Below are 12558 nucleotides of genomic sequence, written 5' to 3'. Positions count from 1 at the left end.
TCCATCCCGGCAGCGGCCGGTCCTAACTGGCCCTAACCGGCCCTAGCAGGATCCGGGCCGCCGAGTTCGGCCACGAAATCGCCGAGCCAGGGATTGCGCTCCCGCCGCGTCCGCGCCGCCGCCAGGATGCCGCGCACCACGGCCAGCGTGTCGGCGAAGTGGTCGTTCACCAGCACATGGTCGAAATCGCGCCAGTGCGACGCATCCTCCAGCGCCGCTTCCATGCGCCGGGCGATCTCCGCATCGCTGTCCTGGCCCCGGCCGCGCAGCCGGCGTTCCAGCTCCGGCAGGCTCGGCGGCAGCAGGAAGACGCCGACCACGTCATCCGGCAGCGCGGCCCGGATCAGCCTGTGCCCCTGCCAGTCCACGTCGAACAGCACGTCGCGCCCGGCGGCCAGCGCCTCCAGCACCGGGGCGCGCGGGGTGCCGTAGCGGCGGCCATAGACGGTGGCGCTTTCCAGCATCTCGCCGGCCCGCTCCATCGCCTCGAACTGCTCGGGTGTGCGGAAGTGGTAGTGCACCCCTTCCTCCTCGCCAGGGCGCGGCACCCGGGTGGTGGCGCTGATGGAAAGGGACAGCGCCTCCTCCTGCTCCAGCAGGGCGCGGGAGACGGAGGTCTTGCCCGCCCCGGAAGGCGCCACCAGCACCAGGCAGATCCCGCGCCGCAAACGTTTCACCGCCATCCCCGCCCCCCCGCGCATCACCCCGGACTCACTCGACATTGGCGGCCTGCTCGCGCAGCCGCTCCACGGCGGCCTTCAGTTCCAGGGACAGGCGCGTCAGCGCCAGCGAGGCCGATTTCGCCCCCAGCGTGTTCGCCTCGCGACCGAATTCCTGCGTCAGGAACTCCAGCCGGCGCCCGATCGGCACGGTTTCCCGCAGCAGGGCCCGCGCCGCCTCGACATGGGCGCCGAGCCGGTCCAGCTCCTCCCGGACATCGGAGCGGCTGGCCAGCAGCGCCACCTCGGCGGCCAGCCGGTCCTCCGGCACCCGGCGCTCGCCCTCCAGCAGCTCCGACAGCGTCGCCATCAGCCGCGCCTTCTGCGCCCCGGGCTGCTTCGCCGCCTCCTCCACCGCCTGCTCGCGCAGCGCGGCGATTTCGTCGAGCAGGGTGGACAGGATGGCGTGGAGCTTCCGCCCCTCGGCGCGGCGTGCTTCCCACAGCCCGTCCAGCGCCGCCTCGAAGGCTTTCGCCACCAGGGCCCGCTTCGCCTCGTCGGCGGCCTCGTCCTGTTCCGCGGCTTCGGTCCGCAACACGCCGGGCAGGGCCAGCAGCGCCTCCGGCCGGGGCGGCGGGGCGCCGGGGATGCGCGCCGCCAGCTCCTGTGCCAGCCGCAGCACCCGCTCCAGCGCCTCCGGGTCCGGGATCAGCCGGAGCGAGCGGTCCTCCCGCTTCACCACCAGCGTGGCGCTGATATTGCCGCGCCCGAAGCGCCGCGCCGCCTGTTCCCGCAGCCGGGTCTCCAGCCCCTCGAACCCGTTGGGCATGCGTAGGCGCAGGTCGAGTCCGCGCCCGTTCACGCTGCGCACTTCCCAGGCAAGGCTGGCGCCATCCGGCAGCGTGCCGTCGGTGCGGGCGAAACCGGTCATGGAGTTGATGGACATGGCGCCGTCCATGACGCGCCGCCGCGCCCGGTGCAAGCTTGGTGCCGAGTCCGCGGGCGGAATCCGCCATGCGGAAAGGGCCGGGCACCAGGCGGAAGAATGGGGTGGAACCAGCGGTGGAAGGATCACGCGCGATGGGACGGAACGACGCCTGGAACTGGCCGTCCGTGGCGCTCACCGGCGCCTCCTCGGGCCTGGGCACGGCTTTCGCCCTGGCGCTGGCCCAGCCTGGGCGGAGGCTGCATCTGGCCGGCCGCGACCCCGCGCGCCTCGCCGCCGTGGCGGAGCGCTGCCGCGCCGCGGGGGCCGTGGTGATGGAGGCGGCTTTCGACGTACGCGATGCCGATGCCGCGCGGGAATGGATCGCCTCCGCCGGCCCGCTGGACCTCGCGATCGCCAATGCCGGCGTCTCGGCGGGCCCGGGCAGGGACGGTGGCGAGGAGGCCGGGGCGGTCGCGCGGATCTTCGCGGTCAACCTCACCGGCGCGCTCAACACCGCTTTGCCGGCTCTGGAACGGATGCGGGCCCAGCCGCCCGGCCCCGGTGGTATCCGGGGGCGCGTGGCGGTGGTGGCCTCCATCGCCGCCTTCGTGGCCTCGCCGGGCGCTCCGGCCTATTGCGCCTCCAAGGCGGCCCTGCAGCGATGGGCGGAGGCCACGGACGCCACCGCCCGCCGGGATGGCCTCCGGGTGCATGCGCTCTGCCCGGGCTTCATCCGCACCCCCATGACGGCCCGCAACGACTTCCTCATGCCGGGGCTGATGACGCCCGGGGAGGCGGCCCGGAAGGCCCTGGACGGCATCGCCCGGGGGCGCGGCCGGATCGCCTATCCCTGGTTCCTCTATGCGGGGGCGCGGCTGGCGGGCGCCCTCCCGGTCCGCTGGCTCAGCGCGGCTCCGGCGAAGGGGCGGGGGTAGCCGCCTTCCCGGCAGCTCCGCCGCCGCCGCGAAGGCTGTGGCGACACAGGCGAAGCCCTTGGATACCCTCGGCCACGCCGAGCGGCGCTTCTCCGGCGGCAGGCGGTTCGACAGGCGGCCTTGCCGCTCAGGGGTCGGCGGTGCCCGGGACGGCGGCGGGGGAACCGGGCGGCGTCCGCGTCAGCGCCCGCCAGCGGGCGACATTGCGGTTGTGTTCCTCCAGGCTGCGGGCGAAGACATGACCCCCCGTGCCGTCCGCGACGAAGTACAGCGCGTCCGTATCCTCCGGATGCAGCACCGCCTGGATCGAGGCGAGGCCGGGCGAAGCGATCGGCGCCGGTGTCAGCCCCCGGTTCCGGTAGGTGTTGAACGGGTGGTCCCGCTCCAGGTCCGCACGGGTCAGGCCGCGATCCAGAACCCCGCCATCCGCCGCCGCATAGGCCACGGTCGGGTCGGATTGCAGCGGCATGCCGCGGCGCAGCCGGTTGATGAAGACCCCCGCCACCCTGGCCCGCTCATCCGCCCTGCCGGTCTCCCGCTCGACGATGCTGGCCAGGATCAGGGCCTCGCGCGGCGTGGCCAGGGGCAGGTCCGGCGCCCGCTTCTCCCAGGCTTCCGCCAGGGCCTGCCGCATGGCCCGTTCCGCCCGGCGCAGCAGCCCGGCCCGGCTGTCGCCCCACTGATAGGCATAGGTGTCCGGCAGCACCGCCCCTTCCTCCAGCGGTGGGACATCGCCGGTCATCCCCTCGGCGGCGTTGATCAGGGCGGCGATCTGGCTGGCGTTCAGCCCCTCGGGGATGGTCAGGCGGCGCTGCACCGGCTTCGCCTCGCGCAGCACCCCCAGCACCTCGCGCAGCGAGCCATGCGCCGGAAAGAGATATTCCCCGGCTCGCAACGGCCCCTCCTGCCGCGTGGCCCAGGCGGCCAGGGCGAAGCCGCGCTCGTCACCGATCGCCCCGGCGTCGCGCAGCGTATCCGCGATGGCCTGGGTGCCGCCCGGCGGGATCACGATGGCACGGGCATCGGCCAGTGGCCCCGGTGCCTGATAGCGGTTCCAGGCCCACCAGCCCGCGCCCCCGCCAAGGAGGGCCAGCACGAGCAGGGACAGCAGGAGGATACGCAGGAGACGCAAGCGGCGGCCCAACCTCGTTCTGGGGGGAGGGCGGCCCGGTTCCCGTGCGGCCGCCCATGGGCGCCGGTCCGGCGCCGATGGGCCGGAAGCTAGTGGAGCAGGGCGGGGAGAAAAAGGGCCGCGCCGGCAAAGAAACATGCCGGTAACGCGGCAGGGGCCGGGCCATGCGGCCCGGCCGCCCGGTGGCCCCTCACGGAGAGGGGCCGGGCTGTCAGGTCCCGCAGCGCCTCAGGGGGCCCTGCGGAACAGGATCGAGGCGTTGGTGCCACCGAAACCGAAGGAGTTCGACAGCGCCACGTCGATCCGCCGCTCTTGCGCCGCCAGCGGCACGCGGTTGATCGCGCTGGGCTTCGAGGGCTCATGCAGGTTCAGCGTCGGCGGGGCGACATTGTCCCGGATGGCGAGGAGCGAGAAGATCCCCTCCACCGCGCCCGCCGCGCCGAGCAGATGGCCGATGGCCGACTTGGTGGAGGACATCGCCACCCGCTCCGCCGCCCCGCCCCACATGCGCTCCACCGCCTCCAGCTCCAGGTCGTCGCCCATGGGCGTGCTGGTGCCGTGGGCGTTGATGTACTGGATGTCGCCAGGCGTCATCCGCGCCGAGCGCAGGCAGGCCTTCATGGCGCGGTAGGCGCCGTCATGGCCCTCGGCCGGGGCGGTGATGTGATGGGCGTCGCCGGACATGCCGTAGCCGATCACCTCGCCATAGATCTTCGCGCCGCGCTTCTTCGCGTGCTCCAGCTCCTCCAGGACCAGGACGCCCGCGCCCTCGCCCATGACGAAGCCGTCGCGGTCCTTGTCCCAGGGGCGCGAGGCCTCGGTGGGGCGGTCGTTGAAGCCGGTGGAGAGGGCCCGGGCGGCGCAGAAACCGGCCACGCCGATCTCGGCCACCGCCGCTTCCGTCCCGCCGGCCACCATCACCTCGGCATCACCCAGCGCGATGAGGCGCGCCGCATCGCCCAGGGCATGCACGCCCGTGGCGCAGGCGGTCACCGCGCTGTGGTTCGGCCCCTGGAAGCCGTAGCGGATCGAGACATGGCCGGAGGCCAGGTTGATCAGCGCGGAGGGGATGAAGAAGGGCGAGATCCGCTTGGCCTTGCCCTGGCTGATCAGCAGCGAGGTCTCGTAGATGGCGGGCAGCCCGCCGATGCCCGAGCCGATCATCACGCCGGTGCCCCAGCGGTCCTCGTCGGTCTGGGGCGCCCAGCCGCTGTCCTCGACCGCCTCGGCCGCCGCGACCATCGCCAGATGGATGAAGCGATCCATCTTCTTCTGGTCCTTGACCGGGATCCATTCGTTCAGATCCAGGCCGCCCTCGGCGCGCGTGCCGGCCGGGACCTGGCCGGCGATGCGGGCCGGCAGGTCCTTCGCGTCGAAGGAACTGATCGGGCCGATGCCGCTCTCGCCCGCGAGCAGGCGCTTCCAGACATGTTCCACGCCGAGCCCGAGCGGGCTGGCGATCCCCATGCCGGTGACGACCACCCGCCGGGGCTCATTCAACTGACCGAGCACTGCGATTCCCCGGAGAACCCAGACCGCCTCAGGCGGTCTTGTGCTCCTCGATGTACTTGATGGCGTCACCGACGGTGGTGATCTTCTCGGCCGCGTCGTCGGGGATCTCGACGCCGAAAGCCTCCTCAAAGGCCATCACCAGCTCGACGGTGTCGAGGCTGTCAGCGCCCAGGTCGTCGATGAAGGAGGCGCCCTCGTTCACCTTGGACTCCTCGACGCCCAGGTGCTCGACAACGATCTTCTTCACCTTGTCGGCGGTTTCGCTCATGCGCGGCTGCTCTCTCTGTAGGCGGCGGGATGGCACCCGCCTGAATTCCGTGCCGGCCGGAAACCTGTCCCGGAAATGAACCGGGGACAATCGGTGCGGCGCAGGCGGGGGGCCTTATCACGTAAGTTTCGGGTGGCCTAGGGGATAGAAAGCGCCGAACGCCATTCCCCTGCCATCATCCCGGTCCAGCGTGGCAGCCTTGCCCCATCCCGTGCCACTCCGAATCGGGAAAGGGCGGCGAGGCGGGGAGGGCGGCCCGGATGGAGTCCCGCCACAGTGCCCGCCCGCGCGGCTTCAGATCATCGCCATCCCGCCATTCACATGCAGGGTCTGGCCGGTCACCCAGCCGGCCTCGTCGGAGGCCAGATAGGCCACGGCGGCGGCGATATCCTCGGGCAGGCCCATCTTCTGCATGGGGATGCGGGCCATGATGGCGCCCTTCTGTGCCTCGTTCAGCGCATCGGTCATGGCGGTCTTCACGAAGCCCGGCGCGACCACGTTCACGGTCACGCCGCGGGTGGCGACCTCCTGGGCCAGGGACTTGCTCATGCCGATCAGCCCGGCCTTGGCCGCCGCGTAGTTCGCCTGGCCCGGATTGCCGGTGACGCCGACGATGGAGGCGATGGAGACGATCCGCCCCGCGCGGCGCTTCATCATCCCGCGCAGCGAGGCCCGCGCTAGGCGGAAGGGCGCCGTCAGGTCCACCTCCAGGACATCCGACCAGTCCTTGTCGCCCATGCGCAGCGCCAGCCCGTCGCGGGTCAGCCCGGCGTTGTTCACCAGGATGTCCAGCCCGCCGAGCTCGGCCTCGACCTTCTCCACCAGCGCCGCCGGCGCCTCGGGGTCGGAAAGGTCGGCCGGGATCACCGTCACCCGTTCGCCCAGCGCCTCGGCCAGGGCGGCGAGTTCGCTCTCCCGCCGGCCGGTCAGCGCCACTTCCGCGCCCTGGGCATGCAGCGCCCGCGCGATCGCGGCACCGATGCCGCCCGTGGCGCCCGTGACCAGCGCCGCCTTTCCGTCCAGTCGGAACATGGTAACCGCTCTCCTCAGTCCGGAACCCGCCGCGCGGGTCGATCCTGCCTGTGCCCCTGGCGCGCCGCCCGTCCAGGGCGGCATCCCCCTCCGGGAGCGGGAGGGTGCCATGGTGGCGCCGAAACAATTCCGTGTCGGCCCCATGGCCCGCGAACGGGCTGGGGCCGGCCCTCAGAGGGCCTTCAGCACCGCCTCGATCTCCGCCGGCGTGCCGCAGGCCATGGCCGTGGCGTCCGGCGCGTTGCGCTTCATCAGCCCGGTCAGCACCTTGCCGGCGCCGATCTCGACGAAGCGGTCGCAGCCCATGGCCACCATCGCCGCCACGCTTTCGCGCCAGCGCACCGAGCCGGTGACCTGCTTCACCAGCAGCTCGCGGATCTGCGCCGGGGCCGTCACCTTGGCGGCGGTCACATTGGCCACCACCGGCACGGCGGGGGCGTTCACGGTGGCGCGCTCCAGCGCCTCACCCATCGCATCCGCGGCCGGGGCCATCAGGGAGCAGTGGAAGGGCGCGGAAACGGGGAGCAGCATGGCGCGCTTGATCCCTTCGGCCTTCGCGATCTCGATGGCCCGCTCGATGGCGCCCTTGTGGCCGGAGATCACCACCTGGCCGCCACCATTGTCGTTGGCCATCTCGGCCACCTCGCGCCGGCCCGTCTCCGGATCGGCGGCGGCGCGCTCGCAGATCGCGCGGGCCTGCTCCGCCTCGGCGCCCAGCAGGGCCGCCATGGCGCCGATCCCCGCCGGCACCGCCTTCTGCATGGCCTCGCCACGCAGGCGCAGCAGCCGCGCGGCGGTCGGCACGTCGAAGCTGCCGGCGGCGGCCAGGGCGCTGTACTCGCCGAGCGAATGCCCGGCCACCAGCGCCGCCTTGTCACGCAGCGCGAAGCCGCCCTCGCTCTCCAGCACCCGCAGGGCCGCCAGCGAGACGGCCATCAGCGCCGGCTGGGCATTGGCGGTCAGCGTCAGCTCCTCGATCGGCCCCTCGAACATCAGGCGCGAGAGGTTCTGCTTCAGCGTCTCGTCCACCGCCTCGAAGACCTCGCGCGCCGGCGCGAAGGCGGCGGCCAGCTCCCGGCCCATGCCGACAGCCTGGCTGCCCTGTCCCGGAAACACGAAGGCGAGGGCCATGGTTCACGCACCTGTGGTGTGAGGGATCATCAGGAAGGGGAGGCGGGTAGCGGCCTCGTCCCCTCCCTGTCAACAGCGTGCGGCTCAACGGCGGCCGTCCGGCGCCGGGTCGCGGGGAACAGGAGCCGCCGCCGCGCGGTCAGGCGGGCATGGGGCAAAGGGAGAGATTCCGCCAGCCCTGGACGCCATCCACGGTCACATGGGGCCCCCGCTCATGGAGGTGGAGGATCGCGGGCCGCTCCATCTCCAGCATCCAGCCGCCGGCGGCCAGCTTCATCCCGAAGATCTCCCCCTCGATCTGCCGCGAATGCGTGCCGAGTACGAGATAGGCCACCTTCGCGGCCAGGAGTTCCCCGCGCTGGCGTACGCTCTCGGCCTCCCCGCCTCAGCGATCCTCCATGAGGCCGTCGGAAGGCGCCGCGGCGGAGAGGGTCGCCAGCCCATCCGGAGAGGCCGGCGCCGGCCTGCCCTCATGCCGCGCCATGCCGCGCTGTCCCAACCGGTTCTCGAACACCACGAAGAATCCAGCCTCCCCGTACGGCGCCGGTTTCACCCGGCCCTTCTCATCCGCCGGCAGGCGGCGCAGCACCACCGCGTCGCGCACATTGCCGCCGATCGCCTGCACCAGCCCTGGCTGGCCCGACACCACCACGTCGCAATGCATCGGCCGGAAGGCCCCCGTTTCCGCCATCCGCTCGGCCCAGCTCAGCAACTGGTTGCCGGTGGAGCGGTCGGCGCAGAGCAGGTCGCCCGGCTGCGGCGCGTATTCCTCCGGCGCGCGGGGCCGGAAGGCCGCGCCCTCCGGGTCCCAGGAGGCGCGCGCCAGCAGCCCATCGATATAGGCGGCATGCCGGGCGGAGGGGGTGAAGTCCGCCTCGCCGATCCCGGCCTGTTCCATCACGTAGCTGATGAAGGCGGCGGACCAGAAGGGATAGGCCCAGAGCGAGATGGCGGGCTCCACCGGCTCCTGCCCGTCCTGGGCCATGGCCAGCATCAGCGCGTCATGCAGCCGCTGGTGCTGCCGCGCCACGCCACGGTTGCCCGGCACCGCCTCCCAATAGGCGAGGACGCGGGGGAAGTTGGCGGGGGAGGGGATCGCATGGCCGTCCAGCACCGGCTCCCACCCCGTGAGCACCAGCTTCCCCCAGGCCTCCCATTCGCGGACCGCGGCATGGACCAGCGGCGCGCGGCCGGGGTCGCGGACCTCGGGGATCAGCCTTTCGGGCGGGGCGGCGGTGGGGGGAGGGGTGGCGCAGGCCGTGGGAAGGAGGAGAATCGCCAGGATCAGGAGCTTGCGCACCCATCCGCCATAGCCCGCCCTCCCGGCTGCCGCCTCCACCCCGGATGCCGGCACCGCCTCACATTGCGTTGAGCCGTTTCAACCCCGGAACCGACGCCTCACGAGAAAGTGGCGCCATGCGACGAACCCTGGGGAGGAAGCCGGCGCTTTACCGATCAAACCGCTCCTGACACCGCGCCGGCACGGCCGGCCCGCAGCATCCCCGCGAGGTTCCATGGCGCAGCGGCGTTTCCCCCGGTGGCCCTTCTGGATCGGCGTCCCGCTCGTCCTGCTGGCCCTGATCGTCGCCTTCTGGTCCTGGGACTGGTTCATCCCCCTGGCCGAACGCCAGGCTTCGGCCGCGCTGGGCCGAAAGGTGACGATCGCGCACCTGCATGTGCGTCCCGGCCGGATCACCGAGATCGTGGTGGATGACCTGCGCGTCGCCAATCCGGACGGGTTCGAGGCGGAGGAGCCCTTCGCCCAGGTGCCGCGCACCACCGTGCAGGTCGATGTCATGGAATACTGGCACCACCGCGCCATCGCCATTCCCTCGGTGACGGTGGAGCACCCGCAGGTCGCCGCGCTGGCCCATGCGGATGGCCGCACCAACTACGCCTTCGATGTCGGCAAGCCGGCCGGCGAGGACGCACCGAAGCAGGACAAGGCCGCCAGCGCCCCGCGCATCGGCGTGCTGCGGATCGTCGATGGCCGGGCGCATGTGGTGAACCCGGCGCTGAAGGCGGATTTCCAGCTCGGCATCGCCACGCGGGACGAGGAGACGCCGGACCCGCGCATCGCCGTGACGGCGGACGGCACCTATGCGGGCCAGCGCATCACCGGCGAGGCCCTGGCCGGCGGCCCCGCCTATCTGCAGGACCAGAGCCGCCCCTGGCCGATCGAGATGAAGCTCGTCAACGGGCCGACCAATGTGTCGCTGAAGGGCACGGTGCAGAACCCCCTGGCCATGCAGGGCGCCGATGTGAACCTGGTGCTGCAGGGGCCGGACATGGCGCTGCTGCAGCCGCTGACGGGCATCCCCTTCGCCCGCACGCCGAACTACCGGGTGTCGGGCAACCTCGACTATGCCCAGGGCCGGGTGCGCTTCCGCGACTTCGACGGCCGCGTCGGCAGCAGCGACCTGTCCGGCACCATTGCCGTCACCACCGGAGGCGCCAAGCCGCAGGTCGAAGCGGATCTGCATTCGAAGCAGGTGGACCTCGCCGACCTCGGCGGCTTCATCGGCGAGACCCCGGGCCGCGCCTCCACCCCCGGCCAGACCGCGCAGCAGCGCCGGGAACTGGCCCGCGACGAGCGCAGCAGCCGCGTCCTGCCGGACACGCCGGTCAGCCTGCCCAAGCTGAACATGGCGGATGTGAAGCTGAACTACCGCGCCGACAGTATCCGGGGCCGCCAGATCCCCTTCGATGGCATGGCCGTGGACATGACGATCGACAATGGCGCCGTGCGGCTCAACCCGGTCAGCTTCGATGTCGGCAAGGGCCGCATCGCCGGCGTGATCGCCCTGACGCCGCAGGCGAACGGCGCCCTGGGCGCGCGGGCGGACATCCAGTTCCAGCGCGTGGACCTGTCGCGGCTGATGCAGCCCACCGGCTTCCAGGGCTCCGGCCTGATCGGCGGCCGCGCGGTCATCGACGGCACCGGCAAGTCGCTCGCCGAGATCCTGGGCAGCGGCAACGGCTCCCTGACCCTGAGCATGGCGGGGGGCGGCAATCTCAGCGCCCTGCTGGTGGACCTGTCCGGCCTGCGGCTGGGCAATGCGGTCCTGTCCCTGCTCAAGCTGCCGGACCGGACGCAGGTGGAATGCTTCGTCGGCGACTTCACCCTGCGCCGCGGCGTGCTCGACACCCGCGCCCTGCTGCTGGACACGGAGGATGTGCTGATCGCCGGCAAGGGCACGGTGGATCTGGGGCGGGAAAGGCTGGACTACCGCCTCCGCAGCGATTCCAAGCATTTCACCATCGGGCAGTTGCCGGCGCCGATCCTGATCGGCGGCACCTTCCGCGACCCTTCCGTGGGGATCGACCCGGCCGAGGGCGGCATCCGTGCCGGTGCCGCCGTCGGGCTTGGCTTCCTCGCCGCGCCGCTGGCGATCCTGCCGACGATCCAGTTCGGCGTCGGCGACGACAACCGTTGCCAGGGCCTCATCGCGCGGGGCAGGAAGGGCGGCTGAGGGGAGGGCGGTTTCCGCCCGGCGGTGCCGGATGGTATCACCGGCCGCGCCGTGCCCCCTCCCGCCCTTCTCCCGCTCCGCCGGACTGGCTCCGCCAGCCTGCTCCTCCTCGCCCTGCTCTCGCCCCTCCCGGGCCTGGGCATGGCGGAGGCGGCGCCGCGCGACCGCACGGCCCGGACCCTGCGGCTCTCGCCGTCCGAGATGCAGGCCCTGCAACGCTGGCTCTGTCCGCATGGCGGCCGCCCCATGCCCGGCCATCCGGGGCGTTGCGACGGGCGCGGCAGCCGCCTGGCGACCGGCCCGGGCCAGGGCGGCCAAGGCGGCGGCGATGGCGGCTCGGTGTATGAATGGTTCCAGGGCCTGCCCCCGGCGCGGCGGCAGCAACTGGCCTGCCCCGAGGGCACGAAGCCGGTCCTGGCACGCGGCCACGCCGACACCCTGCGCTGCCTGCCGGGCTGAGGCCGGGCCGGGACGCGATCAGCGGTCGGGATAGCGGATCGCCACCACCTCGATCTCCTCGCTGCCCTGGGGCGTGCGCAGGCGCGGCAGGTCGCCGACCCGCCTGCCGAGCAGGGCGCGCGCCACGGGCGAGACCCAGCTGATCCGCCCCTGGGAGAGATCGGTCTCGTCCACCCCCACGATGGTCACGGTGACCTCCGTGTCGTCCTCGCGCGCATAGGTGACGGTGGCGCCGAAGAAGACCTGGTCGCGCCGCGCCTGCGCCGCCGGATCGACCACCTGGGCCTTCTCCAGCCGCTTGCGCAGGAAGCGGACGCGCCGGTCGATCTCGCGCAGGCGCCGCTTGCCGTACTGGTAGTCCGCGTTCTCGCTGCGGTCGCCCAGCGAGGCGGCCCAGGAGACCACCTCGACCACCTTCGGCCGCTCCTCGTCCCAGAGCCGCCGCAGCTCCTCGCGCAACGCCGCATGGCCGGTGGGCGTCATGTAGAAGGGCGTGCCCGGCGGCATGCCGGGCGGGGCCTCGTCCTCGTCATCCTCGTCGGTGGCGGACATGCGTTCCTCGTCTGATCAGGGCCGCCAGGCGCGGTGATAGGGATGGCCCGTGCGGATGCACTGGGCCCGGAACAGCGCCTCGGCCAGCAGGCCGCGCACCAGCATGTGCGGCCAGGTCAGCCGCCCCAGCGAGATCCGGTGGTCCGCCCGCGCCAGTACGGCGGGGTCCAGCCCCTCCGCCCCGCCGATCAGGAAAGCCAGCGGCCGGGCGGCCTCCTCCCAGCGCGCGGTCAGCCGGGCCAGCGTCTCGCTGTCCGGCATGTCTCCGCCCAGGTCCAGCGCCACGGCCAGGGCGCCGTCGGGCAGGGCGGCGAGCAGGGCCTCGCCCTCCCGCCGCCGCATCTCCGCCGGGCTGCCGCTGCCCTCGGCGAATTCCTTCAGCACCAGGGAGGGCCGCAGCCGGGCATTGTGCTGCGCGAAGAGCGCCGCTTCCGGACCCGGCTTCGCCCTGCCGACCGCCAGCAGCAGCGGCGGGCG

At 72.6% G+C, this 12558-nt stretch carries 14 protein-coding genes; 3 read left to right on the top strand and 11 right to left on the bottom strand.

Going from position 1 to position 12558, the window contains the following annotated elements; all coding sequences use genetic code 11:
- Positions 1–32: 32 nt before the first annotated feature.
- Together gmk and MVG78_RS15875 are read right to left on the bottom strand one after the other, a co-directional pair.
- Entirely contained in the window at positions 33–722 is a 690-nt protein-coding gene (gene gmk / locus MVG78_RS15880; RefSeq protein ID WP_247553043.1) for a guanylate kinase, read from the bottom strand.
- The gene (locus tag MVG78_RS15875; protein WP_247553041.1) at positions 712–1605 is read right to left on the bottom strand and encodes a YicC/YloC family endoribonuclease; all 894 of its coding nucleotides are present in this window, start codon (positions 1603–1605) and stop codon (positions 712–714) included. The genes gmk and MVG78_RS15875 overlap by 11 nt, the downstream gene beginning before the upstream one ends.
- A gap of 134 nt (positions 1606–1739) precedes the next feature.
- Here MVG78_RS15875 and MVG78_RS15870 point away from each other — a divergent pair, with 134 nt between their 5' ends.
- On the top strand, positions 1740–2522 hold the full coding sequence (locus MVG78_RS15870) for an SDR family NAD(P)-dependent oxidoreductase (protein WP_247553039.1): 783 nt from the start codon (positions 1740–1742) through the stop codon (positions 2520–2522).
- A 127-nt stretch (positions 2523–2649) separates the two neighbouring features.
- On the opposite strand, the gene mltG is transcribed toward MVG78_RS15870, so the two are convergent.
- The 7 genes from mltG to MVG78_RS15835 form a co-directional block, all read right to left on the bottom strand.
- Positions 2650–3654: an endolytic transglycosylase MltG gene (gene mltG / locus MVG78_RS15865; RefSeq protein WP_247553037.1), complete on the bottom strand. Its 1005-nt coding sequence runs from the start codon at positions 3652–3654 to the stop codon at positions 2650–2652.
- Between the two features lie 228 nt (positions 3655–3882).
- A complete protein-coding gene (fabF, locus tag MVG78_RS15860) occupies positions 3883–5121 on the bottom strand; it encodes a beta-ketoacyl-ACP synthase II (protein ID WP_247560473.1) in 1239 nt (412 codons plus the stop codon).
- 73 nt (positions 5122–5194) lie between these two features.
- Positions 5195–5434, bottom strand: coding sequence for an acyl carrier protein (locus MVG78_RS15855; RefSeq protein ID WP_019463379.1), 240 nt, complete (start codon positions 5432–5434; stop codon positions 5195–5197).
- 294 nt (positions 5435–5728) lie between these two features.
- Positions 5729–6466 carry a 3-oxoacyl-[acyl-carrier-protein] reductase gene (gene fabG / locus MVG78_RS15850; protein ID WP_247553036.1) on the bottom strand — a complete coding sequence of 246 codons (738 nt, stop codon included), beginning with the start codon at positions 6464–6466 and terminating at the stop codon, positions 5729–5731.
- A gap of 171 nt (positions 6467–6637) precedes the next feature.
- A complete protein-coding gene (fabD, locus tag MVG78_RS15845) occupies positions 6638–7597 on the bottom strand; it encodes an ACP S-malonyltransferase (RefSeq protein ID WP_247553034.1) in 960 nt (319 codons plus the stop codon).
- A 139-nt stretch (positions 7598–7736) separates the two neighbouring features.
- The gene (locus MVG78_RS15840; protein WP_247553032.1) at positions 7737–7931 is read right to left on the bottom strand and encodes a hypothetical protein; all 195 of its coding nucleotides are present in this window, start codon (positions 7929–7931) and stop codon (positions 7737–7739) included.
- 51 nt (positions 7932–7982) lie between these two features.
- Positions 7983–8897, bottom strand: a complete 915-nt coding sequence (locus MVG78_RS15835; protein WP_247553030.1) for a DUF2272 domain-containing protein — start codon at positions 8895–8897, stop codon at positions 7983–7985.
- Positions 8898–9111: 214 nt separating this feature from the next.
- Between MVG78_RS15835 and MVG78_RS15830 the strand changes: the two genes are divergently transcribed.
- Both MVG78_RS15830 and MVG78_RS15825 read left to right on the top strand, forming a co-directional pair.
- Entirely contained in the window at positions 9112–11070 is a 1959-nt protein-coding gene (locus tag MVG78_RS15830) for an AsmA family protein (protein ID WP_247553029.1), read from the top strand.
- Between the two features lie 24 nt (positions 11071–11094).
- Entirely contained in the window at positions 11095–11529 is a 435-nt protein-coding gene (locus MVG78_RS15825) for a hypothetical protein (protein WP_247553027.1), read from the top strand.
- Positions 11530–11547: 18 nt separating this feature from the next.
- On the opposite strand, the gene greB is transcribed toward MVG78_RS15825, so the two are convergent.
- Complete coding sequence (gene greB, locus MVG78_RS15820; protein ID WP_247553024.1) at positions 11548–12081, bottom strand: transcription elongation factor GreB; 534 nt, start codon at positions 12079–12081, stop codon at positions 11548–11550.
- A gap of 15 nt (positions 12082–12096) precedes the next feature.
- Positions 12097–12546 (bottom strand): 23S rRNA (pseudouridine(1915)-N(3))-methyltransferase RlmH, encoded by a 450-nt coding sequence (locus MVG78_RS15815; RefSeq protein ID WP_247560471.1) that lies wholly within the window; start codon positions 12544–12546, stop codon positions 12097–12099.
- Positions 12547–12558: the final 12 nt, after the last annotated feature.

This window comes from Roseomonas gilardii subsp. gilardii (genome assembly GCF_023078375.1).
Lineage (GTDB): Bacteria > Pseudomonadota > Alphaproteobacteria > Acetobacterales > Acetobacteraceae > Roseomonas > Roseomonas gilardii.
The sequence above is the reverse complement of the archived record's forward strand: the minus strand, read 5'-3'. Positions and strand labels throughout refer to the sequence as shown.

What these genes read in the sequence shown, in the direction of transcription:
- fabG (WP_247553036.1), bottom strand. Translation starts at nt 6,466, where the DNA reads ATGTTCCGACTGGACGGAAAGGCGGCGCTGGTCACGGGCGCCACGGGC.
- MVG78_RS15830 (WP_247553029.1), top strand. Translation starts at nt 9,112, where the DNA reads ATGGCGCAGCGGCGTTTCCCCCGGTGGCCCTTCTGGATCGGCGTCCCG.
- gmk (WP_247553043.1), bottom strand. Translation starts at nt 722, where the DNA reads ATGTCGAGTGAGTCCGGGGTGATGCGCGGGGGGGCGGGGATGGCGGTG.
- MVG78_RS15855 (WP_019463379.1), bottom strand. Translation starts at nt 5,434, where the DNA reads ATGAGCGAAACCGCCGACAAGGTGAAGAAGATCGTTGTCGAGCACCTG.
- fabF (WP_247560473.1), bottom strand. Translation starts at nt 5,121, where the DNA reads ATGGGGATCGCCAGCCCGCTCGGGCTCGGCGTGGAACATGTCTGGAAG.
- MVG78_RS15870 (WP_247553039.1), top strand. Translation starts at nt 1,740, where the DNA reads ATGGGACGGAACGACGCCTGGAACTGGCCGTCCGTGGCGCTCACCGGC.
- greB (WP_247553024.1), bottom strand. Translation starts at nt 12,081, where the DNA reads ATGTCCGCCACCGACGAGGATGACGAGGACGAGGCCCCGCCCGGCATG.
- fabD (WP_247553034.1), bottom strand. Translation starts at nt 7,597, where the DNA reads ATGGCCCTCGCCTTCGTGTTTCCGGGACAGGGCAGCCAGGCTGTCGGC.
- MVG78_RS15875 (WP_247553041.1), bottom strand. Translation starts at nt 1,605, where the DNA reads ATGTCCATCAACTCCATGACCGGTTTCGCCCGCACCGACGGCACGCTG.